Here is a 24,274-nt window from a genome sequence, read left to right on the forward strand (position 1 = left end):
TCCGGCGGTTGGTGGCAGCACCACGGGGCCGCATACGCTCGTGGCGTGCCCACTGAAGCGCCCACCCGAACCCAGCGCACCGGCCTGATCCCCCTGCTGATCGTCGGCTCGACGGTCGCCGCGCTCGTCGCGGTGGCGCTGCTCACGATCACGGGTGACGACCGGCCGGCGCTGATCGTCGTCCGCGTGCTGACCGAGTCGGCGGCCGTGGTGGCCATCGGCTCGCTGCTGCTGGCGGCGTTCCTGGTCCCGCCGCAGGAGAACGGCACGCTGGCGGCGGACGGCTACGCGGCCCTGCGCACGGCGGGCTGGGCGGCGTCGGTGTGGACGCTGGGCGCGGTGCTCTCGGTCCCGTTCACGGTCGCGGACGCGCTGGGCCAGCCGGTGACGGCGCTGCTGTTCAGCAGGGCGGACGGGGGTTCGCAGCTGGACCTGTCGGTGCTGTTCCAGGTCGTGGGGCTGGTGGAGCAGGCCAAGGCGTGGATGATCACAGCGGTCGTGGTGGCGCTGCTGGCGCTGGGCTGCCGGCTGGTGCTGTCGTGGGCCTGGACGTCGGTGCTGTTCTTCGTGTCGGTGTTCGCCCTGGTGCCGGTGGCCGTGACGGGGCACTCGTCGGGTGGCGGCTCGCACGACGTGGCCACGGACAGCCTGCTGTACCACCTGATCGCGGCGGCGTTGTGGGTCGGCGGCCTGATCGCGCTGCTCGCGCACGGCCGGCGGGGCGGCGACCACCTGGCGTTGGCGACGACGAGGTTCTCCAAGATCGCGTTGGTGTGCTGGATCGTGATGGCGGCCTCCGGCGTGGTGAACGCGTGGGTGCGGCTGCCGCTGGACCAGCTCCTGGGCAGCGATTACGGCCTTCTGGTGCTCGGCAAGACGCTCGCGCTGGTCGTCCTGGGTGTCATGGGGTACTTCCAGCGCGAGCGGAGCGTGAAGCAGGTCGTCGCGACGGGCTCCGGGCGTTCGCTGCTCAGGCTCGCGGGTGTCGAGGTGCTGCTGATGTTCCTCACGATCGGCTTGGCCGCAGCGCTGAGCCGCACGTCCCCGCCGGTCGAGGGACGGGTGCTGCCCAGCGCGGTGGAACTGCGCATCGGCTACGACCTGCCCGGCGCGCCGACCGTGGCCCGGCTGCTGTTCGAGTGGCGGTTCAGCCTGGTCTTCGGCACGATCTTCCTCGCTCTGGCCGCCCTGTACGCGGTGGGCGTGTGGCGGCTGCGCAAGCGCGGTGACGTGTGGCCGGTCGGTCGCACGATCGCGTGGATCGCGGGCTGCCTGACCGTGGTGTTCGCCACGTCGTCCGGTGTCGGCCGGTACGCGCCGGCGATGTTCAGCGTCCACATGGAAGCGCACATGCTGCTGTCCATGCTGGCACCGGTCCTGCTGGTGCTGGGTGGTCCGGTGACGTTGGCGATGCGCGCGCTGCCGCCTGCGGGCAAGGGCAACCCGCCGGGGCCGCGCGAGTGGCTGCTGGCGGTCGTGCACTCGCCGGTGGCGAAGGCGCTGACGAACCCGTTCATCGCCTTGGCGCTGTTCGTGGGCTCGTTCTACGGCCTGTACTTCTCCGGCCTGTTCGACTGGGCGCTGGACTACCACTGGGCGCACCTGGCGATGAACGCCCACTTCATCCTGGTCGGCTACGTCTTCTACTGGCCGGTGATCGGGATCGACCCGTCGCCGAACCGGCTGCCGCCGCTGGGACGGCTGGGCCTGCTGTTCGCCTCGATCCCGTTCCACGCGTTCTTCGGCATCGTGCTGATGAGCTCGCAGACCGTGATCGGCGACAACTTCTACCGGTCGTTGGGCCTGCCGTGGGTGACGTCGCAGCTGGAGGACCAGCGGCTCGGCGGCGGTATCGCGTGGGCGGCGGGGGAGGTGCCGCTGATCGTGGTGATGGTGGCGCTGCTGGTGCAGTGGGCGAGGTCGGACAGCCGCGAAGCCCGCCGGTCGGACCGGCGGGCGGACGCGGACGGTGACGCGGACCTCGTCGCGTACAACGCGATGCTGCGCAAGATGTCCGGCAAGGACTGAACGCGGGGCTTCAGAACCGGGCTTCAGAGCGGCCGGCGGAAGCCCTTCACGGCCATGACCCAGCCCGCGACGGCCAGCACCGCGCTGGTCACGAGCGCCCCCACCACACCGGTGACGGGGTGGTCGAGCGCCAGCGAGCGCGCCGCGTCCACCGCGAACGTCAGCGGGTTGACCTTCGCCACCGCCTGGAGCCAGCCGGGCAGGCCGCTGATCGGCACGTACGCGCTGGACGCGAACATCAGCGGGAACATGGCCAGGAAGCCCACGGTCTGCATCAGCTCGGCGTTGCGCAGCCAGGCGGCGATGGCCAGGAAGATCCAGCCCAGGCCCCAGCCGACGGCCAGTGCCAGGGCAAGAGCCGCGGCGATGCCCATGACGCCGCCGGCTGGGGCGAAGCCGAACACGACGACCGCGAACACCAGCATCAGCAGCAGCTGCGAGGCCGTGCGGACCAGGTCCGACAGGCTGCGGGCGACCAGCACCGAGCCCGAGTGGATGGGCAGCGAGCGGAACCGGGCCAGGACGCCGTTCTTCATGTCCGTGACCAGGCCGACGCCCGCCTGGAGCGCGGACTGCATGGCCGTGTTGACCAGGATCGCGGGCATCAGGAAGTCGATGTAGGCGACGCCCTCCGGGAAGCCGGGGGTGGTGGCGATGCTGGCGAAGATCTGGCTGAACAGGGTGAGCATGATCAGCGGCTGGAGGATGCTGAACACGATCATCCGCGGGTCGTTGACCAGCGTGCGCAGCGACCGCTGGGTCAGCACGAGCACCTGCGTGCCGAAGCCTGTGCCGCGCCAGCGGGTCCGCGGCGCGGCGGTGAGGGTGGTGGTCATGCGAGGGCTCCTGTTCAGGCCGCGTGCTGCGCGAGGGTGAGGTACACGTCGTCCAGGGTCGGTTCGCCCAGGGCCAGCTCGGTGGCCTCCAGGCCGACCTCGTCCAGCGCGCGGACCACGACGGCGATCTCGCGGGACGACGTGACCGGCGCGGTCAGCGTGTTCTGCTTGGTCACGGGCTGCAGGCCCGCCCGCTCCAGGGCCGCGGCGGCCTGGGGGACGTCCGAGGCCTCGGCCAGGGTGACGGTGACCGTGCGCTGGCCCACCTGGGCCTTCAGCTCGGCGCTGGTGCCCGCGGCGACGACCCTGCCCTTCGACAGCACGGTGATCGAGTCGGCGAGGCGGTCGGCCTCGTCCAGGTACTGGGTGGTGAGCAGGACCGTGGTGCCGTCGGTGACCAGGCCTTCCACGATCTCCCACAGGCCGAGCCTGCTGGCCGGGTCCAAGCCCGTGGTCGGCTCGTCCAGGAAGATCACCTCGGGGTGGCCGACGAGGCTCGCGGCCAGGTCGAGGCGGCGCCGCATGCCGCCGGAGTAGCTGCGGGACTGCTTCTTCGCCGCGTCCGCCAGCCCGAACAGCTCCAGCAGCTCGTGGCCCCTGGCCCTCGCCTCACGCGGGCTCGCGCCGATCAGCCGGGCGATCAGGACCAGGTTGTCCAGGCCGGACAGCTGCTCGTCCACGGCGGCGAACTGGCCGGTCAGGCCGATCCGGCTGCGCACCTCGTGCCCCCGCGCGACGACGTCGAACCCGGCCACCCTGGCACTGCCGGAGTCCGGCGGCAGGGTCGTGGTGAGGACGTTGACCAGCGTCGTCTTGCCCGCCCCGTTGTGGCCGAGCAGGCCGAGCACGGTGCCCCTCGGCACGGCCACGCTCACCCCGTCGAGCGCCTTCTCCGCGCCGAACGACTTGCCGACGTCGGTCGCCTCGATCATCAGGTCTTCCACTGCTTCCCCCTCGGTCACTTCAGCACGCCGTGCAGGTAGAGCTCCACGAGCAGGTCGGCGTCGGCGGTGGAGTCGCCGAACCCCTCGCCCTGCATGCGGTTGGTGAACACCAGCCCGAGCAGCAGGCGCGCCGCCAGGGACGGGTCCACCCGCAGGTCGTCATCCGGCCCGAACAGCGACGCGACTCGCTCGGAGATCCGCTGCATCTCGGGCGGCGGTCCCTTCTGCTTGTGGTCGGCGTGCGGGTCGTAGCCCGAGTCGCGGAGCACGCTCATGAGCTTCCACAGCCGGTCGAGGTAGCTGGAGACGGCGCTGATCGCCCAGGAGAGGCGTTCGGCCAGGCTTTCCACCTGCCGCGCCTGTTCGATGAGCTCCAGCTCCGAGTCGACCGCGAGGACCGTCCGCGCGCAGGTGTGGATGAGCTCCTGCTTGTCCTTGAACGCCCGGAAGACGGTGCCCTCCGCGATGCCGGCCGCCTTGGCGATCTGGCTGGTCGTCACGTTGGCGCCGTGCTCGAAGAGGAGCGGGACGGTGGCGGTGACGATCGCGTCGCGGCGGTCCTCGGGACTCATCGCGGGCGCGCGCCGACGGCGTCGGGTGGTGTCCTCGGGCATGTCGCCAGCTTATGAGTGAGTCCTCACTCATGTCAACGAGTGAGCGCTCACTCACTTCATTATGCGTGTTTCACACAGTTGTCCACAGATCCCGGACCACCCCTGTCACCGCAGCTCCAGCCCCGGCAACCTGGTCCTCAAGCGATCGACACAGGAGGCGGAAATGGCCTACAACGAGTCCAGGGTCACCATCTGCGGCAACGTCGCCGGCCCGGTCACCCACAGCAAGGTCGGCACTGGCTTCAGCCGGGCGAAGTTCCGGCTGTTCACCGCCGAGCGGGTGTGGGATCCGGAGGACCGCGCGTGGAGCGACGGCGCGAAGATGTTCTTGACGGTCACCTGCTGGCGGATGCTCGCGGACAACGCGCACGCGTCGCTGAACAGGGGAGACCCGGTCGTCATCACCGGCCGGCTGGCGATCAAGGACATGGAGCACGACGGGAAGGTGCTCCAGATGGTGGAGGTCGAAGCCACCGCGATCGGGCCCAACCTCGCCCTGTGCACCGCCACACCGCTGCGGACGAGGGTCGCGCCGGACGCCATCGAGGCCCGCGCGGCGCCTGAGATCGTCGCGCCCCGCAAGGCGGACGAGTTGCCGCTGGTCTTCCCGACCTGGTCGGAGGCACCGGAGCCGGAGGTGCTGAAGGGGGCGGCGCCGAAGGAGGCGGCCGAAGTGCCGTTCTGAGCCGATCGGGCTACAAGGGGTTCCGTTCACCCGATCCGGGCGGAGAATGCGCGGGCAGTCGTCGCCGTTGCGAGCGTGGAGGAGGGAGGTCGTCGGGCCGGCGCCAGGGCCGGGTCCGCACGCAGGCATCGGGGTTTGACAGCGCACCGAGTTCACGCATCCGGTCGGAGTCGCTGGTCGCGGGGTCGCGCCAGGCGTGCCACCCGACCGCGTCACAGCCGGGCGTTACCCACGTTCGCGTTAACTCCGCGCTGCGCCCACGTCCGTTGCCGGCGTCCGAGGTTCGGACCCGATCGGCACCGCTCTACGATCGCGGGCATGGCCGAGTACGTCTACACCATGAAGAAGGTGCGCAAGGCGCACGGGGACAAAGTCATCCTGGATGACGTCACGCTCATGTTCCTCCCCGGTGCGAAGATCGGCGTCGTCGGTCCGAACGGGGCGGGCAAGTCGAGCGTGCTGAAGATCATGGCCGGCCTGGACACACCGGGTAACGGCGAGGCTTTCCTCTCGCCCGGCTACACGGTCGGCATCCTCCAGCAGGAGCCACCGCTCAACGAGGAGAAGACCGTCCTGGGCAACGTCCAGGAAGGCCTCGGCGAGATCAAGGTGAAGCTCGACCGCTACAACGAGATCGCCGAGAAGATGGCCGTCGACTACTCCGACGAGCTGATGGAGGAGATGGGCCAGCTCCAGGAGGAGTTGGACCACGCGAACGCGTGGGACCTCGACTCCCAGCTGGACCAGGCGATGGACGCCCTCCGCTGCCCGCCGCCGGACGCCGACGTCAAGACCCTCTCCGGTGGCGAGCGCCGCCGGGTCGCCCTCTGCAAGCTGCTGCTGAGCAAGCCGGACCTGCTGCTGCTCGACGAGCCCACCAACCACCTGGACGCCGAGAGCGTGCTGTGGCTGGAACAGCACTTGGCGCAGTACGCGGGCGCGGTCCTGGCCGTCACACACGACCGGTACTTCCTGGACAACCTCGCCGAGTGGATCCTGGAGATCGACCGCGGCCGGACGCACGTGTACGAGGGCAACTACTCCACCTACCTGGAGAAGAAGGCGGAGCGGCTGGCGGTCACGGGCAAGAAGGACCAGAAGCTGCAGAAGCGGCTGAAGGACGAGCTGGAGTGGGTCCGGTCGGGCGCCAAGGCCCGCCAGGCCAAGTCCAAGGCACGCCTCGGCCGCTACGAGGAGATGGCCGCGGAGGCGGAGAAGACCCGCAAGCTCGACTTCGAGGAGATCCAGATCCCGCCGGGCCCGCGTCTGGGCAGCGTCGTGGTCGAGGCGGACAAGCTCAAGAAGGGCTTCGGCGACCGGGTGCTGATCGACGGCCTGTCGTTCAGCCTCCCCCGCAACGGCATCGTCGGTGTGATCGGTCCGAACGGTGTCGGCAAGACGACGCTGTTCAAGACCATCGTCGGCCTGGAGGAGCCCGACGCGGGCAAGGTCCGGATCGGTGAGACCGTCAAGCTGTCCTACGTCGATCAGAACCGCGGGGGCATCGACCCGAAGAAGAACGTGTGGCAGGTCGTGTCCGACGGCCTGGACTACATCCACGTCGGCAACGTCGAGATGCCGTCGCGGGCGTACGTCAGCGCGTTCGGCTTCAAGGGTCCGGACCAGCAGAAGCCGGCGGGCGTGCTCTCCGGTGGTGAGCGCAACCGGCTCAACTTGGCGCTGACCCTCAAGGAGGGCGGCAACCTGATCCTCCTCGACGAGCCGACGAACGACCTGGACGTCGAGACACTCGGTTCGCTGGAGAACGCGCTGGAGCAGTTCCCCGGCTGCGCCGTGGTCATCTCGCACGACCGGTGGTTCCTCGACCGCGTCGCCACGCACATCCTGGCGTGGGAGGGCACGGACGAGAACCCGTCGCAGTGGTACTGGTTCGAGGGCAACTTCGAGGGCTACGAGAAGAACAAGATCGAGCGACTCGGTGCGGAAGCTGCGAGGCCGCACCGCGTCACCTACCGCAAGCTCACACGGGACTGAGAGCCGGGAACCTGCATCGTGGCGGCGAGGGGCGAGGCGCGAGCGGACGTCGAGGTGAGCACGCTGGTCGTGCCCGCCTGGCGGCTGCGTTGGCGGGCACCGGAGCTTGCTCTGGTGCTGGGCGAGCGCGCCGTCGCCCTCGCCTCGGCCCGCCGCGACGAGGCGGACAGGTTGCGCGCGGAGGCCCTGGTGGTCTTCGCGAGCAATCGCATGGGCAGGGGCGTCCGGACCGCGGACCGGGCGTTGGACGCCCTCAAGGCGGCCGAGTCCGGGTCCGAGCAGGAGACGGCCTGGCGGCTGCGCGTCGAACTGGCGGACAGCGCCAGGTCGGTAGGAGCACCCCTGACGGGCTTCGCCGCCGTCCGTCCCGTTCTCGAAGCCGAGAACGTCCCTCTGGGCCTCCGGGCCGCCGCGCTCGTCCAGGCCAGCGAGTGCCTGGTCTCGGTGGGGCGTGGCGAGGCCCTGTCCCGGGCCTTGGACGAAGCGGACCAGCTCTACCAGGCCGACCCGCTGCTGGACCACGACACGACCCTGCTGCACCGCGCATTGCTCCGTGCCGCCGCCGGTGGCCAACACCGCCGTTGGGGCGACCTGCAGGCGGCGACGGCGGCGTGCCGCGACGGCCTTGCCCTGCTGGACCGCCTGAAGGAGGCGGAGTCGGACAACGGCCAGGTGCGCGGCAGGCTCACCGTCGAGCTGGTCTGCGGCCTGCTGGACCTGAACAAGCCGGGTGAGGCGTCGGAGATCGGCACCCCGCTCCTGGAACGGCCGGTGCGAGCGCCGTCCGCGTCCACCACGGGCTGGCTGCGGCTGGCCCTGGCCACCAGGGTCCACCTCCCGGCGGGGCGGGTCGACCAGGCACGCGACCTGCTCCGCGACACGGCGGACAGCGCGGAGCGCCACCAGCTGGACCTGCTCCTGGCGGAAAGCCTCCTGGCTCTTGCGCACGTCCACGAGGTGGCCGGCAACCTCACGGAGGCGTTGGCCAACCTGCGCTCGGCCCACGCGGCCGAACGCAGGAGGGCGAGGGCCGTCTACGCGGTGCGGGCGAGGTTGGCTGCCGAGTTCTCCGGAGTCCACCGCCGGCCGGCCGGCAACCTGCACGACGAACTGGGAGCCCTCCTCCGCACCGGAGCCCAACCCGCACCGGCTCCCTCGGAGACCGAGCTGGCGCCCGAGGCCAAGCAACAACTCCGCCAGTGGCGCCCGGTGCAGATGCACCGCAACGAGGGCGTGCGCGTCAAGCGCTCCCGCCGTGCGGCGGAGGACATGACCGCGGAAGGCATCTCTGCCGCCAGGGCACACGCCGCCGACCGTTGGCGCTTGGTGCAGCCGTTCGGAGGCGGGGAGGCGTCGGGAGACGCGCAACTGTTCGGCGGCCCCGAAGAGGTGGAGCCGCAAGAGGTGAAGCTCCAGCCAGGAGGCCACCGCCAACCCGCAGGCTCGCAACCCAGCCAGCCGTTCCCGGCCCAGCCGGTTCCCGCCCCACCGTTCCCGCCCCACACCGCGCCCACGCAGGGACGGCCGGAACACGCGAGGAGCGGCCAGGCAAGGCCGGACTCACCCGTGTCTCCACCCCCCACCCCCGACCCCCAGGCCTCCGCCTTCGCCGGCGGCACCGGACCGACCCGCGACCCCGCGAGCCCTCCCGCGACTGCGGACGCCGGTGCCGATGCGGGCCCGAACGCCGATGCGGGCCGGAACGCCGACAGCACCCGTGACGAACCCGCCACACCGACCCCTGACCTAGTCGACACCGCGCGCCAAGTCGCTGCCGAGTCGGCCGGTGGCCCGACGACCGCAGCCCGCCAAGATCCCGCCGCGCCGGCCAGTAGTCCTGCCGGTGGTCTTGCCGGCGCTGGGGCCAACGGTCCCGCCATGTCGGCCACCGGTCCTGTCAGCGCGGCTCGCCGCGATTCGCCGGCGGTGGGCGATAGTCCTGCTGCTGCGCGCGACGACTCCGCCGCCCTGGCCGGTGGCCCTGTCAGCGGTGGACCCGGCGAGTCCGCAGCGTCGGCCGACGGCTCCGCCGGCGTTGCGCGCCATGAGCCCTCGGTGGTGGGCGGCGGGTTCGGTGGTGCTGTTCGTCAAGGATCGGCTGTGTCCGCGGATGGCCGTTCCGACGTTGCGCGCCATGATTTCCCCCCGCCAAGTGGCGGTCCTGCCGGTCCTGTCGGTGGCGGGCGCCATGGTTCCGCCGCGTTGACCGCGGGCACGTCCGGCGCTGTCGGTCGGGACCCTGCGGTGTCGGCCGATGGTCCTGTTGGTGTTGGTGGTGAGCATCCAGGCCCGGCTGCGTTGGGCGGGCGTCCTGCGTTCGCCGGTGGCTTCGTGGGCGGCACTGGGGCTGGGCTTGGTGGTGGCGGGGGATTCGGGATCGCGCAGGATGTTCCCGCCGCGCCGAATGCTGGTCAGGGCGGTGGCGCGGGGCTTGGCGATGGCCGGTTGGGTCGCGAGGTTTTGCCAGGCGTTGCCCCGCCCCCTGGTGGTGCTGAGACTGGTGCCGGTGGGGCTGGTGTCCATCCAGGCGGCGCGGCGGGGAGTGGATCCGGTGCGCCCGGTGTCGCGCGGCACGGGAACGCCGAGGGCGTTGGGTCTGGTGGCGGCGGGTTGAGAGGTGCGCCGCACGGCGGTGGTTCGGCCGGCGGTGGTTTCGCAGGTGGTGGTGGTGGTTCGGCCGGCGGTGGCGCTGGTGCCGGCGTGGTGGGGCGAGGGCCGTTGTCGGCTGGTGACTTGGAGTCGGCTGTGGCGGACCAATCCATCACTTCTTCCGGTTCGGCGGATGTCGGGACCGGTGGGGGAATTGGCGAGGCCTATTCGGACATTGCCGGAAGTGGGTTCAGCGGGAGGTCCGCGGACGGTGGCCAGGGGATTGCCGCTGGTCAATCCGGCGTCGGAAGCGAAGTGAGCGGAGCGGAGGCGGTGGAGGCCCCTCCTGCGACCGGGGGAAACGAGACTGGCGAGCGGAGTGTGCCCGCGGCCGGGTTGATCGCTGCCGCCGGAGTCGTGCGCAGCGGGCGTCGGCGGGCTCGTGAGGCCGCTGACGGTGAGGACGAGCGTTCCTCCGGCGACCAAGGGTCGGACGCCAACGTGCTGGACACGTTGAAGGCCGCCGGCCTCCTCGATTCGCACCGTGCCGGCGGGCGTCGGCGGGCTCGGGATGCCGAGGAGGAGGCCGCCGTTTCCGCCACGGGTCCTGAGGCGCAGCTCCCGGGTGGGGCTGAGGCACAGGCCCCGGCTGAGGCGGAGACTTCGGCGGTCATCGGGTCGGAGTCGGTGCAGTGGCGGGTGGAGGCGCCGCAACGGCTGCGCACCGAGGAACCGTCCATCGACATGTTCGACTCCCCGATGATGGTCCAGCCCGCCGCGCGCGACGACGTGCCGCCGGTGGGCCTTGGCGCGGCCTTCGTGAAGGGTCCGGTCATCCCCACCGCCCGGGTGCCCGATCCGCCCGACTACCCGGCGCCGCCCGTGCCGGACTTCGCGTCGCCGTCGCCGAACTTCCCGGCCATGGCGACGGTGCCCGAGCAGGACCAGTCCACGCCTGAGCCGGAACCTGAGCCGGACCAGGTGCCCACCGTTCCGGAGCCCGACCAGGTCCCGCCTGTGCCCGTTCCCGATCCGGTTCCGTCGAATCCGTCGCCCGAGGTGGCCCCGCCGTCGCAGGTCGGGTCTACCGGCTTCCTCAGCGCGGCCGACGTCGAGCACGACGACGCCCCGGTCGAGGCCCCGAGCACCGCTCCGAACACTGGCCCGAACACAGCCCTCAGCGCTGCCCCGAACGCAGAACCGGAGCCTGAACCGAACACCGCTTCGGCCGAGGTCCCGACCGGTGTCACGGCCGACGCCCCGACCGCCTCGCCGGCTGCCGACGTCCCAGCCGGAGACCCCGTCGCGGTCCCGGCCGGTGCCCCGGTCGACGGCCCGGCTGCCGAGACCCGTGCCAACACCTCTGTCGGCACCCCTGCGGTCACCCCGACCGAGGACCCGGCCCAGGCCGAAGACCCGACCAAGAGTCCGTTCGTCACCGCGGTCGTCGTCGGCGGCAAGACGATCGACCTCCCCGCCATCGTCGAACCGCCGCCGCCGGCTTCCGACTCACCCAGCGTCACCCGCGCCTCACGTCGCCACAAGAGCGACCTCAGCCTCGCCGAACTCCTGGCCGAAGCACTGGTCGCCTACGAGGACGCCCGCCGGGAGGACGAAGCCGCCGGCCGGGTGGACGAGGACACCGTGCCGATCACACCGGTCGGCCCCCCGCCCGAGTCCGCCGCCGAGACCACCGCCCCCATCCAGCGCGTCGAACCCGCACCCCGGTTCGACACCTGGACACTTCCCGGCTGAACAATTTGAGGTTCTAATAAGGTTTCCCGCGAGTAACAAAGCGGGAAATGACCCGACCTGTAGTCATTTTGCTACTTTCGGGCAAGTGGTTCGATTCAGTGTGAGGTGCGGCGAACGGGTTCGGGCCCGTCTGGTTTAGTGGTGCGCGGACCCGGTACACAGAGGTACCGGATACTGTGGAGCCGCGTGAACATGACCCCGACTGGAGTCCCGTCCCGATCCGAGCCAGCCGCCCGCCACGACGTCGGCGCGGCCCGCACGGCCAGTCCTGAACAGGCTCGTGACGAATTGATCGAACGGGCCGCCGCCAACGCCCCCGAGCTCGCCGACCTGATCCGCCTGTACTACCGCCACGTCCCCGCCGAGGAAGTCAACGACGACGACCCGGTGGACCTGGTGGGTGCGGTGCGCTCGAACTACCAGCTCGCCGAGACACGGGTGCCCGGCCGCCCGGTGGTGCGGATCCTCAACCCGACCCGCGACCACGACGGCTGGACGTGCCCGGCCACGGTGGTGCAGGTCGTCACCGACGACATGCCCTACCTGGTCGACTCGGTCGCCTCCGAGCTGACCCGCGGCGGTGTGCAGGTGCAGCGCGTGGTGCACCCGATCGTCGTGGTGCGCCGGGACGTGGTGACGGGCACCCTCCAGGAGGTGCTGCCGAAAGCCGACCCGGCCGACCCGCCGGGTGAGGCGATCGCCGAATCCTGGATGTACATCGAGGTCGACCTGCTCACCGACCCCGACCGGGCGCGTGAGCTGGAAGCCAAGCTGCACACCGTCCTCAACGACGTCCGTGAGGTCGTCGAGGACACCGACAAGATGGCCGGCACGGCCCTCCACCTGGCCGAGCAGCTGGAGTCCGACCCGCCGCCGCTGCCCGACCACGAGGTCATGGACGGCGCGAAGCTGTTGCGCTGGCTGGCGGACGACCACTTCACGTTCCTCGGCTACCGCCAGTACGAGCTGGTCCGCGACGACCCCGCGACGGAAGGCGAACCGGCCCAACGCGCGGTCCTGGCCAGTGGCCTGGGCGTGCTCAGACAGGACAGCCTCGCGGCACGCAGCCTCACCGCGGGCCCGGACGCGGGCGCGCAGGCACTGTCACCCGAACTGCTCGTCCTGACGCAGGCCAGCGCGCAGTCGAGCGTCCACCGCTCGGTCTACCCGTACTACGTCGGCGTGAAGACCTTCGACGCCGAGGGCAACGTGACCGGCGAGCACCGGTTCCTCGGCGTCTTCTCCACCACGGCGCTGCACGAGGACGTGCTGGACATCCCGGCCGTCGAGCGCCGGGTCCGCGACGTGATCCACCGCGCCGGTTTCCCGCTGCACTCGTACTCGGGCCAGCGGATGCTCGAAGTGATCCAGAACTACCCGCGCACCGAGCTGTTCTCGGTCGACACGGACACGCTGTACCAGACCGTCACGGGCGTGATCGCGCTGGCCGAGCGCCGCCGGCTGCGGCTCTTCCTGCGCCGCGACCCGTACGGCCGCTTCTACTCGTGCCTGGTCTACCTGCCGCGCGACCGCTACACCACGACGTCGCGGCTGGCCATGCAGGAAGTCCTGATCGACCAGCTCGGCGGCGTGAACCTGGAGTACAGCGCGCGAATCGGCGAGTCCGCGCTGGCCCGCGTGCACTTCACCGTGCACACCGACCCGGTCCGCCAGAGCGAGCCGGACACCGCCTACATCCAGCAGCTGCTGGCCGAGGCGGTCCGCACGTGGGACGACCGCATGGCCGAGGCGGTCGTGGAGGACCGCGGCGCCGGTCTGGGCACGGAGTCGTCGTCCGAGCAGGGCCAGCGGATCGCCGCGGCGTTCCCGGAGGCCTACAAGGAGGACTTCACCGCGGCGGACGGCCTGGCGGACTTCCGGCGCATCGAGGCGTTGCGCCCGGGTGACCTGGACCTGGCCTTCTACACGCCGCGCGACGCCGACCCGGGTGAACGGCGGTTCAAGCTGTTCCTGGTGGGGGCCCGGCTGACGCTCAGCGACGTGCTGCCGATGTTGCAGCGCATGGGCGTGGTCGTGGTGGACGAGCGCCCGTACGAGCTGTCCCGCGACGACGGCGTCGAGTGCTGGATCTACGACTTCGGCCTGCGCATCGACCAGGGCACGCTGGAGAAGCTGTCCATCGACGACATGGACTCGGTCCGCACCCGCTTCCAGGACGCGTTCGACGCGGCCTGGCGCGGTGAGGCCGAGGTGGACGGCTTCAACACGCTGGTGCTCAGGGCCGGCATCACGTGGCAGCAGGCGGCGATGCTGCGCGCCTACGCCAAGTACCTGCGCCAGGCGGGAACCCCGTACAGCCAGGACTACATCGAGGACGCCGTCCTCGCGCACACCGAGGTCGCCACCGCCCTGGTGCGGCTGTTCGAGACGCGGTTCGACCCGGGCCTGACCGACGAGGACCGCGCCGACCACACCGAGCACCTGGTCGGCGCGATCACGAAGATGATCGACGACGTGACCAGCCTCGACGCGGACCGCATCCTGCGCAGCCTGCTCACGTTGGTGCAGGCCACGCTGCGCACGAACTACTTCGTCCGCGACGACGACGGCAACCCGCGCCCGTACCTGGCGGTGAAGCTCGACCCGCGCGCGATCCCGGACCTGCCGCAGCCGCGGCCGAGGTTCGAGATCTTCGTGTACTCGCCGCGGATCGAGGGCGTGCACCTGCGGTTCGGCCCGGTGGCGCGAGGCGGTCTGCGCTGGTCCGACCGGCGCGAGGACTTCCGCACCGAGATCCTGGGCCTGGTGAAGGCACAGGCGGTGAAGAACGCGGTGATCGTGCCGGTCGGTGCCAAGGGCGGGTTCGTCGTCAAGAAGCCGCCGGCGACCACGGGCGACCCCGGTGCGGACCGCGAGGCGCTCCTGGCCGAGGGCATCGCCTGCTACCGGCAGTTCATCTCCGGCCTGCTGGACCTGACCGACAACCTGAACTCCGGCGCGGTCATCCCCGCGCCGCAGGTCGTCCGGCACGACAGCGACGACGCGTACCTGGTGGTCGCGGCGGACAAGGGCACCGCGGCGTTCTCCGACATCGCGAACGAGGTGTCGAAGTCCTACGGCTTCTGGCTGGGCGACGCGTTCGCGTCCGGCGGCTCGGTCGGCTACGACCACAAGGCGATGGGCATCACCGCCAAGGGCGCGTGGGAGAGCGTGAAGCGGCACTTCCGCGAGCTGGGCACGGACACGCAGTCGGACGAGTTCACGGTCGTCGGCGTCGGCGACATGTCCGGTGACGTGTTCGGCAACGGCATGCTGCTGTCCGACCGGATCCGGCTGGTGGCCGCGTTCGACCACCGGCACATCTTCATCGACCCCAACCCGGTCGCGGCCACCTCCTACGCCGAGCGCAAGCGGCTGTTCGAGCTGCCCCGCTCGTCCTGGGACGACTACGACCGCACGCTGATCAGCGAGGGCGGCGGCGTGTGGCCGCGTTCGATGAAGTCGATCCCGGTCCGCACCCAGGTCCGGGAGGCCCTGGGCCTGCCGGAGGACGTGGTGAAGCTGTCGCCGCAGGAGCTGATGAAGGCCATCCTGCTGGCGCCGGTGGACCTGCTGTGGAACGGCGGCATCGGCACGTACGTCAAGGCGCGCACCGAGTCGCACGCCGAGGTCGGGGACAAGGCCAACGACGCGATCCGGGTCGACGGCGCGGACCTGCGGGTGAAGGTCATCGGCGAGGGCGGCAACCTGGGCCTCACCCAGCGCGGCCGGATCGAGTTCGCCCGCTCGGGCGGGCCGGACGGGCACGGCGGCAAGATCAACACGGACGCGCTGGACAACTCGGCCGGCGTGGACTGCTCCGACCACGAGGTCAACATCAAGATCCTGCTGGACGAGCTGGTCCGCGACGGCAGGCTCGACCAGCGGCAGCGCAACGAGCTGCTGGGCCAGATGACCGACGAGGTCGGCGACCTCGTGCTGGGCGACAACTACTCGCAGAACTTCGTGCTCGGAATCTCCCGCGCCCACGCCGCGCCGATGCTCTCGGTCCACGCGCGGCTCGTCGCCGACCTCGAGAAGCGGGGCGCGCTCGACCGCACGCTGGAGGCGCTGCCCAGCGTGGCGGAGTTCAAGGCGCTGGAGAAGGCGGGTGACGGGCTGACGTCACCGGAACTGGCGACGTTGCTGGCGCACGTCAAGCTGGCGCTGAAGGAGGAGGTGCTCGCCAGCGACCTGCCGTCGATCGACGTGCTGGCCCGCAGGCTGCCCGACTACTTCCCCAGCGAGCTGCGGAAACGGTTCGCCGACGCCATCGCCAACCACCCGCTGGCCCGCGAGATCATCACCACGGTGCTGGTCAACGAGGTCGTGGACGGCGGTGGCGTGTCGTACGCGTTCCGGCTGGCCGAGGAGACCAGCGCGTCGGCGACGGACGCGGTGCGCGCGTACACGGTGGTGACGGCGATCTACGACCTGCCGACGGTGTGGCGGGAGATCCGGGCGCTGGACAACGTCATCCCGACCGACGTCCAGGACGACATGGTGCTGGAGACCCGTCGCCTGCTGGACCGCGCGTCGCGCTGGCTGCTGACCAACCGCCCCCAGCCGCTCGCGGTCGGGTCGACGATCAGCCGGTTCGCCCCCGTGGTCGGCGCACTGGTGCCGCGCACGATCGACATGCTCAAGGGGCACGAGAAGCAGACCGTGATCGACCACGTCGAGCAGTTGGTGGCGCACGGCGTGCCGGTGGGGCTGGCGCGTCGGATCGCCGGGCTGCTGTTCACCTACGGGCTGCTGGACGTCACGGAGGTCGCGGAACTCGCCGAGCGCGAGGAGGGCGAGGGTTCGACCGGTCGTGAGCGGACGCACGAGGAGACGGCCGAGCTGTACTTCGCGCTGTCCGAGCACCTGGACGTGGACCGGATGCTCAGCTCCGTGTCGAGCCTGGAACGCCTGAACCGCTGGCACGCGTTGGCGCGCCTGGCGTTGCGGGACGACTTCTACTCGTCGCTGCGCTCGATCACGGTCGACGTGCTGCGGTCGTCCGAGCCGGGTGACAGCGCGGAGGAGAAGATCGAGCAGTGGGAGCAGGCGAACTCGTCCCGCCTGGGCCGTGCCCGCGCCGCGCTCGAAGAGATCAACCGGGTGTCCAAGCTCGACCTGGCCACCCTGTCCGTCGCGGCCCGCCAGGTCCGCAGCTTGATCCGCTGACGACGACGGTCGGGCGTCCCGACGTGGGGACGCCCGACCGGTCAGCGGTTCAGCGGGTTCGGACGGTCAGCGGGTCAGCGGCTCAGCCCAGGAGCCACGGGCCGGTGTACTCGATCTCGTACGGGGTGTCCACGGGCGCGCCCGTGGGGCTGAAGCAGCGGACGTTGATGCCGGTGCTCGTGTTCCAGTGGTTCACCTTGCAGAACTCGCCGTCCCAGCCGGTGGCGGCCACTTGCACGTTGCCGGTGGCGAGGTCGGCGTTGGTGAACTTCATGGAGTAGTTGCCCGTGCCGGCACGGCTCGCGGTCGCGCCGCCCGACGGGACTTCGTGCTGGTAGGACAGGCTCGGCGTGTACGACGCGGCGGTGGCGTTGTTCGCCAGCGCGTAGGCGGACTGGTGGCCGTCCGGGTTGCAGCAGCCGTTGAGGCCGAGGGTGTTCGTCCGGTCGGTGAAGGTCATCGAGAAGCGCGAGTCGGTCGGGGTGCCGGCGGTGTTGAAGCACCGGATGTTGACCCGGATGGTCGAGGACGGCGTCGTCCAGCCGAAGTTCACGATCTTGCAGCGCGTGGCGCCGTAACCGGCCGCCGTCACCCGGGCGCGCCCGCCGCTGGTGGTGCGCCCGATCTCGGGCAGGAAGACGGCGTAGGTGCCGACGCCGGTGCGGGCGACCGTGTTGGTCATGCCCGCCGAGTTGAACTGCTGGTGGTACGGCGGCGTGGAGTTCGCGCTGGTGGCGTTGGTCGAGTGGACGTAGGCGCCGGGGTAGGTCTGGCCGTAGTCGAACCCGGGCCATACCCGCTTGTTGGTGAAGCTCGCCGTGAACATGCTGTCGACCGGCGCGCCGGCGAGCGTGAAGCAGCGGACGACGACGTTCTGGTCGCCGCCGGTCGCGACCCAGGTGTCGGGCTTGCACTGGTGCGTGTGGTTGCCGTAGGCGGTGGCGTGGGCGACGCCGCCGGACACCCCGAGCCTGGTGAAGCGCACCGTGTAGTGCCCGGTGCCGTGTCTCGTGATCGTGTTTCTGATCGTCGTGCCGACGCTGTTCATCTGGTACGTCGGGTCGGGCGTGTACGACGCCGCGGTCGGGCTGTTCGCCCAGACGTACCCGGCGCCGGCGACCGGGCCCGGGTCGGCGTTCGCGGTTCCCGCGGTCACGACGGCTGTCGCCGCGACCAGGGCCACCACCACCGGGGTGACGAGTCTGCGCATGTGCTCTCCCTTGTCCTGGGCCGGCCCTTGCCGGACCGGCCCTGAGAGTGCGGGCAGACCGCTCTGGTGGCGAGTCGGCGGTTCGGCCCTCATCGGCTGTCCGCCGGTCGACCCGCAGCCTTTTGGCGTCAAAGCCGATCGCCGGGGCCAACCGCGAGCCCTCTCGCGCGTCAAACGGGTGACAACAGCATGACAGGACGGATGGAGGCAGCGTGCCGGACGAGTGCGTGCCGATCGAGTTGGGGCTCGTCGACGACCACTCGATGTACCGCGACGGGGCGGCGCTCTGGCTGGAGGACCAGCCGGGCCGGCGGATCAGGGTGGTGGCGGCGGTGCGCTCGGTGGCGGACCTGGTGATCGGTGGCCGGTTGCCCGCTGTGGTGCTGCTGGACCCGTCGCCCGCCGACCCCGTGCAGGCGGTCTCCCGGCTGGTGGCGGCCGGTGTGCGGGTGATCGTGCACAGTGCCGACGAGACACCGCACGTCGTGCGTGCCGCTTTGGCTGCGGGAGCCAGGGGTTACGTGTCCAAGCGGGCGCCGTTGTCGGACTTGGTCGACGCGGTGGTGGCGGTGGCGGGTGGCGGGCACTACCTGACCCGGCTGTTAGCCCAGGGGGTCCTGCTGGCGGTGCCCTCGCGGCGGCCGGTCTTGTCGGAGCGCGAGGTGGAGGTGCTGCGCGGTGTCGCCGAGGGCCGGACCCGCCGCGCGGTGGCCCGTTCGCTGGGCCTGTCCGAGGGCACGGTGAAGACGTACCTGGAACGCATCCGCGGCAAGTACCGCGCCGCCGGCCGCACCGCGGGCTCCACAGTGGAGCTCTACCAACGCGCCCTCGAAGACGGCCTGATCGCCACAACCCGCGTCGCCTGACCCACCCGCCGCAAAGGCACCGCGAGTCCTCCGGTCCAGCACCGCGAGTCGCGCGGTCAGGCACCGTGAGTCGTCAGCTTGGGCGCTGAGAGTTGCCCACCGAGGTGCCCGGGAGTGCGCCACTGAGCCGGCTCCGGGGAACCGAAGCCCCGGAATTGTCGGACCCCGTCGGTAAAATCAAGACAGGGGTCCCTTGGCGGGGACGCCTGCGAAGCGCGCCCCCGCCAAGCTGGTGAGCCGTTGACTCCGGTGTGCCTGGTGAGCCGTTGAACAGTCGAGCCGTTGAGCCCGGCGGAGCTAGTTGCGCCAGGTGTCGGACAGCGCCACGGGGGCAGTGGCGGTGCGGTTCACCCCGCTCTCCCACGTCACCGCCCCGCTCGACTCCTTCCTGATGTACTTGTACTGGAACGAAGTCCCCGCCGGCAGCGACACCGAGCCCCGCCAAGTCGGGTACGTGGCGGACGACAGGGCCACCGCGTTGGCCGTGTTCCACGCGCCGAGCGACGCGTGGTCGCCCACCACGAAGATGTTCTGCCCCAACGACGTCGTGGCGTTCACCGCGAACGTCGCCGTCCCGGCGGGCGGCGGAGTGCCACCACCAGTCGCACCGACGTGCAGCGCCAACGCCTCACCCGCCGCCAACGTCGCCGTGAACTGGCCGTTCGACCCCACGGTCACCGCCACGCACCCGTCCCGCTGCACGTTGCAGTAGGACCCGGCGGGCAGCGAGGTCTGGAACGTCCGCGTCAACGACGAGGACTCCCGGTTGATCGCCACGAATCCCTTGCCACCCCGGCCGAACGCGATCGCGTCGCCGCCGTTGTCCCACCAGTTCACCACCGACGTCCCGGCCACCGCGTTCCGGAACTGCACCATCGACGAGATCTGCGTCCACCGGTGCTGGCACTTCCACCCCGACGTGTAGCACTCGGACCCCGAAGGCGGTCCGGCGTCGTGGTCCGAGAACTCGTACCCCGAGTACACGTTCGGCGAACCGTAGGGCCACGCCAGCATGAACACGTTCGCCAACGTGTAGGTGGACCCGTCCTTGTACGTCAGCGTCGACCCGTTGCGCTCGGTGTCCCAGTTGTCCACGAACGACCGCGCCTGCCCGCTCGGCAGGTAGCCCCACGACTGCCCGAACGTGCTCAGGTACGCCAGGTTCTCGTTGTTGAAGATCCGCTTGATGTCGTACGCGTACCGGAACTCGTCCACGTCACCCGACCCGGTGTACTCGCCGGGCTGCACCGCTTCGCCGGCCCCGTAGATCACCTCGTGCACCCAGTACACACCCGGGTTGCTCAGCCGCGACTTGATCGCGGACAGGTCTGCCGCCGGCATGTGCTTGGCCGCGTCGATCCGGAACCCGTCCACGCCGAGCGAGATCAGGTGGTTCAGGTGGGACGCGATCCGCCCCCGCACGTAGTCGCTGCCGGTGTCGAGGTCCGACAGCCCGACCAACTCGCAGTTCTGCACGTCGTAGCGGTTGCGGTAGTCGCTGATGCGCGACCGGCAGGAGTGGAAGTCCGGGTCGCTGTAGATGCCGGGGTAGTTGTACTTCGTGTACTGGGAACCGCCGGTGCCCGTGCCGGACCCGGCGCTCATGTGGTTGATCACCGCGTCCGCGATGACCTTCACGCCCGCCGCGTGGCAGGTGTTCACCATGTTGCGGAACGCGGTCTCGTTGCCGAGGCGTCCGGCGATGCGGTAGCTGACGGGCTGGTAGGTGGTCCACCACTGGGAGCCCTGGATGTGCTCGGTGGCCGGTGACACCTCCACGAACCCGTAGCCCTTCGGTCCGAGCACGTTCGTGCACTCGGCGGCGACCCGCGCGAACGGCCACTGGAACAGAGTCGCGGTGACGTCCTTGGCGGATGGGGGAGCCGCAAAAGTTTGCGGTACGGCCAACAGGCTGAACAGCAGTACGGCTATCGCGCACAAGGCGCGTCGGCTGAGGGAAACCACGATGTCTCCTCGCTGGCAGGGGTGTGCTTTAGGTCATACCAGCCGGCAGACTTGCTGAAAACACTTGCAAAGTATTTCATTGCCCACCGGCGCGGAACCGATCCGGAAGGACACACCCCATGACGCAGGACTGGTGGCGCGAGGCCGTCATCTACCAGGTCTACGTGCGCAGTTTCGCCGACTCGAACGGCGACGGCGTCGGTGACCTGCCCGGCATCCGCTCCCGGTTGCCCTACCTCGCCGAACTGGGCGTGGACGCGGTGTGGATCACGCCGTTCTACAAGTCCCCGATGGCGGACGGCGGCTACGACGTCGCCGACTACCGCGAGGTCGACCCGCAGTTCGGCACCACGCACGACGCGAAGGCCCTCGTGGACGACGCGCACGAGCTCGGCATCCGGGTGATCGTGGACATCGTCCCGAACCACACGAGCGACCAGCACGAGTGGTTCCGGCAGGCCCTCGAAGCCGCGCCGGGTTCGCCGGAACGCGCCCGCTACCACTTCCGCGACGGCCGTGGCGACCTGCCGCCGAACGACTGGGAGTCCGTCTTCGGCGGCCCCGCCTGGTCGAAGACCGCCGACGGCCAGTGGTACCTGCACCTGTTCGCGCCCGAGCAGCCCGACCTGAACTGGGACCAGCCGGAGGTGCGGGAGGAGTTCCTGGACGTCCTGCGCTTCTGGCTCGACCTCGGCGTGGACGGCTTCCGCATCGACGTGGCCCACGGGATGATCAAGGCCGACGGTCTGCCGGACGTCGGCACGCCCGGCCACCTCAAGCTGCTGGGCACCGAAGCGCTGCCGTTCTTCGACCAGGACGGAGTGCACGAGATCTACCGCGACTGGCGCAAGGTGCTCGACTCGTACCCCGGCAGCCGGATCGGCGTGGCCGAGGCGTGGACGCCGAGCCCCGAGCGCACCGCGCGCTACCTGCGCGCCGACGAGCTGCACCAGGCGTTCAACTTCCACTACCTGACCGCCGAGTGGAGCGCCGCCGACCTCAAGCAGGTCATCGACGACTCGCTCGCCGCGATGGCGCCGGTGGCCGCGCCGACGACGTGGGTGCTGTCCAACCACGACGTGCAGCGGCACGTGACGCGGTACGGCAGCGTGGCGCGGGCGCGGGCGGCTGCTCTGCTGATGCTCGCCCTGCCCGGCAGCGCGTACGTCTACCAGGGCGAGGAGCTGGGCCTGCCCGAGGTGCTGGACCTGCCGGAGGACGTCCTCCAGGACCCGGTGTGGGAGCGGTCCGGGCACACCGACCGGGGCCGTGACGGCTGCCGCGTGCCGATCCCGTGGACGCCGGACGGCCCGTCGTTCGGCTTCGGCGACGGCGGTTCGTGGCTGCCGCAGCCGGCGGACTGGGCGGGGCTCAGCGTCGCCGCGCAGCAGGGCGACCCGAACTCGGTGCTGGAGCTGTACCGCAGCGCGCTGCGCCTCCGGCACGAGCACCCGGACCTGGGCGCGGGCTCCGAGGTGGAGTGGCTGGACGTGCCCGAGGGCGTGTTGGCGTTCCGCCGTGGCGCTTTCACGTGCGTGGTGAACTTCGGTCCGGACGTGGCACGGCTGCCGGCGGACGGCGGCGTGCTGCTGTCCTCGGGTGGTTGCGCTACCGAGGGAACGGACGTCCTCGTGCCGGTAGACACGACCGTGTGGCTCTCGCGCCCGTAGAGTCACACGGTGTGACAGCGCGGCTGAGTGACATCGCGACCCAGGCAGGCGTGAGCGAGGCGACGGTCAGCCGGGTGGTCAACGGCAAGCCAGGCGTGTCCGCGACCACCCGCCAGGCCGTCGTCGCCGCGATGGACGTGCTCGGCTACGAGCGCCCGGCCAGGCTCCGCCAGCGCAGCGCCGGGTTGATCGGGTTGATCATCCCCGAGTTGAACAACCCGATCTTCCCGGCGTTCGCGCAGGTCATCGAGCAGGTGCTGACCAGCGACGGCTACACGCCGGTGCTCTGCACGCAGACACCCGGCGGCTCCACCGAGGACCAGCTGACCGACATGCTGGTGGACCGGGGCGTCACCGGCATCGTCTTCGTGTCCGGGCTGCACGCCGACACGACGGCGGACAAGGACCGGTACGTGAAGCTGGCCGGGCGCGGCGTGCCGTTCGTGATGATCAACGGCTACACCGACCAGGTGTCCGCGCCGTTCGTGTCGGTGGACAACCGGGTGGCTGCCCGGCTCGCCGTCACGCACCTGCTGGAGCTCGGCCACGAGGCGATCGGGCTGGCGGTCGGCCCGCCGCGGTTCGTGCCCGCCCAACGCATGGTGGAGGGCTTCACGCTCGTCCGCCCGCAGGCGTCCGACCTGGTCGAGCACTCCCTGTTCACGGTCGAAGGCGGGCAGGCCGCCGCCAACGCGCTGCTGGACCGCGGCTGCACGGCGATCGTCTGCGGCAGCGACCTGATGGCGTTCGGGGCGATCCGCGCGGCCCGCCAGCGGGGTCTCACCGTCCCGCGCGACGTCTCCGTCGTCGGCTTCGACGACTCGCCGCTGATCGTGTTCGCCGACCCGCCGCTGACCACGATCCGCCAGCCGGTCGAGGCGATGGGGCAGGCCGCCGTGCACGCGTTGCTGGAGGAGATCGGCGGCACGCCCGCACCGCACGCGGAGTTCGTGTTCCAGCCCGAGCTGGTGGTGCGCGGCTCGACGGGCGCCCGACCCAGATGACCGTGCTCGCCCAGCGGATGCGGGCGCAACGGCTCTCGCATCCGGCGGCCGACGTGACGGACCTCTTCACGTCCGTCTTCGCGTTGCAGGCCCAGGACATGCCCGCCGCACGGCTCGCCGCGCGCGCCAGGGGCGTCCGGTGCCTGGACGGTCCTCTGGTGCGCACGTGGGCCATGCGCGGCACCCTCCACCTGCTGCACGAGAACGACCTGTGGGTCGTGGACCTCCTCGGGCCGACCTTCATCGCCGCCGGACGACGTCGCCGCGACCAGCTGGGCCTCACCGACGAGCTGTGCCAGCGCGCGCTGCCGGCGCTCCGCGAAGTGCTGACGGAGCCGCTGGAACGAGCCGAACTCGTCCGCCGCCTGGCCGACGTCGGCATCGTGCTGGACCCGAAGTCGCAGGCGCCGGCCCACCTGCTGGCGTTCGCCGCGCACTCCGGTGTGCTGTGCCGGGGGCAGGACGACACCTACCGGCTCCTGCGCGTCGACTGCGAACCCCGGGGTGTGGACGAGCTGTGGCGGCGCTACCGGCGTGCCTACGGCCCGGCGACACCCGACGACTTCGCCGCGTGGAGCGGCCTGCCCAAGCGGCAGCTGAAGGACCTGCCCGAGGTGACCGGCGAACCGTCCGAGCCGAACGGCACGGTCCGCATGCTCGGCCACTTCGACCCCTACCTGCTCGGCTACCGCGACCGCTCCGCGGCGCTGGACCCGGAGCACGCGCCGCTCGTCCAGACCGGCGGCGGTTTCCTCACCCCGCAGGTCGTGGTGGACGGCCGGGTGGTCGCGGTGTGGCGGCGGGACGGGGCGACCATCGCCGTGCACCCGTTCGGCCCGCGGCCCGACCTGGCGGACGAGGTCGCCGACCTGGGCCGATTCCTCCAGGTGGATGCCGCCTTAACGTGGGTGTAGCACGTGGATAGGGTCACTGCCACCGCA

14 protein-coding genes are annotated in these 24,274 nt (G+C 70.8%); 9 read left to right on the forward strand and 5 right to left on the reverse strand.

From position 1 onward, the window contains the following. Positions 1-45 precede the first annotated feature (45 nt). Positions 46-2,028 (forward strand): cytochrome c oxidase assembly protein, encoded by a 1,983-nt coding sequence (locus tag ACRAKI_RS06320; protein WP_447006102.1) that lies wholly within the window; start codon positions 46-48, stop codon positions 2,026-2,028. Positions 2,029-2,051: 23 nt separating this feature from the next. Here ACRAKI_RS06320 and ACRAKI_RS06325 read toward each other — a convergent pair whose 3' ends face one another. The 3 genes from ACRAKI_RS06325 to ACRAKI_RS06335 are packed head-to-tail and all read right to left on the reverse strand — an operon-like array spanning position 2,052 to position 4,422. After that, on the reverse strand, positions 2,052-2,864 hold the full coding sequence (locus ACRAKI_RS06325; RefSeq protein ID WP_447006103.1) for an ABC transporter permease: 813 nt from the start codon (positions 2,862-2,864) through the stop codon (positions 2,052-2,054). 14 nt (positions 2,865-2,878) lie between these two features. Continuing rightward, positions 2,879-3,808, reverse strand: coding sequence for an ATP-binding cassette domain-containing protein (locus tag ACRAKI_RS06330; protein WP_447006104.1), 930 nt, complete (start codon positions 3,806-3,808; stop codon positions 2,879-2,881). A gap of 14 nt (positions 3,809-3,822) precedes the next feature. Next, positions 3,823-4,422: a TetR/AcrR family transcriptional regulator gene (locus ACRAKI_RS06335; RefSeq protein WP_447006105.1), complete on the reverse strand. Its 600-nt coding sequence runs from the start codon at positions 4,420-4,422 to the stop codon at positions 3,823-3,825. 163 nt (positions 4,423-4,585) lie between these two features. Here ACRAKI_RS06335 and ACRAKI_RS06340 point away from each other — a divergent pair, with 163 nt between their 5' ends. From ACRAKI_RS06340 to ACRAKI_RS06355, 4 genes are all read left to right on the forward strand, one after another. After that, entirely contained in the window at positions 4,586-5,107 is a 522-nt protein-coding gene (locus ACRAKI_RS06340; RefSeq protein WP_447006106.1) for a single-stranded DNA-binding protein, read from the forward strand. 318 nt (positions 5,108-5,425) lie between these two features. After that, on the forward strand, positions 5,426-7,102 hold the full coding sequence (gene ettA / locus ACRAKI_RS06345; RefSeq protein ID WP_447006107.1) for an energy-dependent translational throttle protein EttA: 1,677 nt from the start codon (positions 5,426-5,428) through the stop codon (positions 7,100-7,102). Positions 7,103-7,156: 54 nt separating this feature from the next. After that, positions 7,157-11,446 carry a hypothetical protein gene (locus ACRAKI_RS06350; protein WP_447006108.1) on the forward strand — a complete coding sequence of 1,430 codons (4,290 nt, stop codon included), beginning with the start codon at positions 7,157-7,159 and terminating at the stop codon, positions 11,444-11,446. A gap of 192 nt (positions 11,447-11,638) precedes the next feature. Next, complete coding sequence (locus tag ACRAKI_RS06355; protein ID WP_447006109.1) at positions 11,639-16,618, forward strand: NAD-glutamate dehydrogenase; 4,980 nt, start codon at positions 11,639-11,641, stop codon at positions 16,616-16,618. Positions 16,619-16,700: 82 nt separating this feature from the next. Here the strand turns inward: ACRAKI_RS06355 and ACRAKI_RS06360 are convergent, their stop codons facing one another. Next, positions 16,701-17,828: a hypothetical protein gene (locus ACRAKI_RS06360; protein WP_447006110.1), complete on the reverse strand. Its 1,128-nt coding sequence runs from the start codon at positions 17,826-17,828 to the stop codon at positions 16,701-16,703. A gap of 212 nt (positions 17,829-18,040) precedes the next feature. Here ACRAKI_RS06360 and ACRAKI_RS06365 point away from each other — a divergent pair, with 212 nt between their 5' ends. Next, a complete protein-coding gene (locus ACRAKI_RS06365) occupies positions 18,041-18,694 on the forward strand; it encodes a response regulator transcription factor (protein ID WP_447006111.1) in 654 nt (217 codons plus the stop codon). A gap of 297 nt (positions 18,695-18,991) precedes the next feature. Here the strand turns inward: ACRAKI_RS06365 and ACRAKI_RS06370 are convergent, their stop codons facing one another. After that, positions 18,992-20,659 carry a carbohydrate-binding module family 20 domain-containing protein gene (locus ACRAKI_RS06370; protein WP_447006112.1) on the reverse strand — a complete coding sequence of 556 codons (1,668 nt, stop codon included), beginning with the start codon at positions 20,657-20,659 and terminating at the stop codon, positions 18,992-18,994. Positions 20,660-20,778: 119 nt separating this feature from the next. On the opposite strand from ACRAKI_RS06370, the gene ACRAKI_RS06375 reads away from it, so the two are divergent. From ACRAKI_RS06375 to ACRAKI_RS06385, 3 genes are read left to right on the forward strand one after another with little or no spacing between them, the layout of a single operon-like run. Beyond that, positions 20,779-22,329 carry a glycoside hydrolase family 13 protein gene (locus tag ACRAKI_RS06375; protein ID WP_447006113.1) on the forward strand — a complete coding sequence of 517 codons (1,551 nt, stop codon included), beginning with the start codon at positions 20,779-20,781 and terminating at the stop codon, positions 22,327-22,329. 11 nt (positions 22,330-22,340) lie between these two features. Continuing rightward, the gene (locus tag ACRAKI_RS06380) at positions 22,341-23,333 is read left to right on the forward strand and encodes a LacI family DNA-binding transcriptional regulator (protein ID WP_447006114.1); all 993 of its coding nucleotides are present in this window, start codon (positions 22,341-22,343) and stop codon (positions 23,331-23,333) included. After that, entirely contained in the window at positions 23,330-24,247 is a 918-nt protein-coding gene (locus tag ACRAKI_RS06385; protein ID WP_447006115.1) for a DNA glycosylase AlkZ-like family protein, read from the forward strand. Before ACRAKI_RS06380 ends, ACRAKI_RS06385 begins: the two co-directional genes overlap by 4 nt. The last annotated feature ends 27 nt before the right edge of the window (positions 24,248-24,274 follow it).

Source organism: Saccharothrix isguenensis, assembly GCF_052936305.1.

Coding starts and splice junctions, on each gene's coding strand:
- ACRAKI_RS06325 (WP_447006103.1), bottom strand. CDS start 2,864: ATGACCACCACCCTCACCGCCGCGCCGCGGACCCGCTGGCGCGGCACA.
- ACRAKI_RS06335 (WP_447006105.1), bottom strand. CDS start 4,422: ATGCCCGAGGACACCACCCGACGCCGTCGGCGCGCGCCCGCGATGAGT.
- ACRAKI_RS06340 (WP_447006106.1), top strand. CDS start 4,586: ATGGCCTACAACGAGTCCAGGGTCACCATCTGCGGCAACGTCGCCGGC.
- ettA (WP_447006107.1), top strand. CDS start 5,426: ATGGCCGAGTACGTCTACACCATGAAGAAGGTGCGCAAGGCGCACGGG.
- ACRAKI_RS06355 (WP_447006109.1), top strand. CDS start 11,639: ATGACCCCGACTGGAGTCCCGTCCCGATCCGAGCCAGCCGCCCGCCAC.
- ACRAKI_RS06360 (WP_447006110.1), bottom strand. CDS start 17,828: ATGCGCAGACTCGTCACCCCGGTGGTGGTGGCCCTGGTCGCGGCGACA.
- ACRAKI_RS06375 (WP_447006113.1), top strand. CDS start 20,779: ATGACGCAGGACTGGTGGCGCGAGGCCGTCATCTACCAGGTCTACGTG.
- ACRAKI_RS06385 (WP_447006115.1), top strand. CDS start 23,330: ATGACCGTGCTCGCCCAGCGGATGCGGGCGCAACGGCTCTCGCATCCG.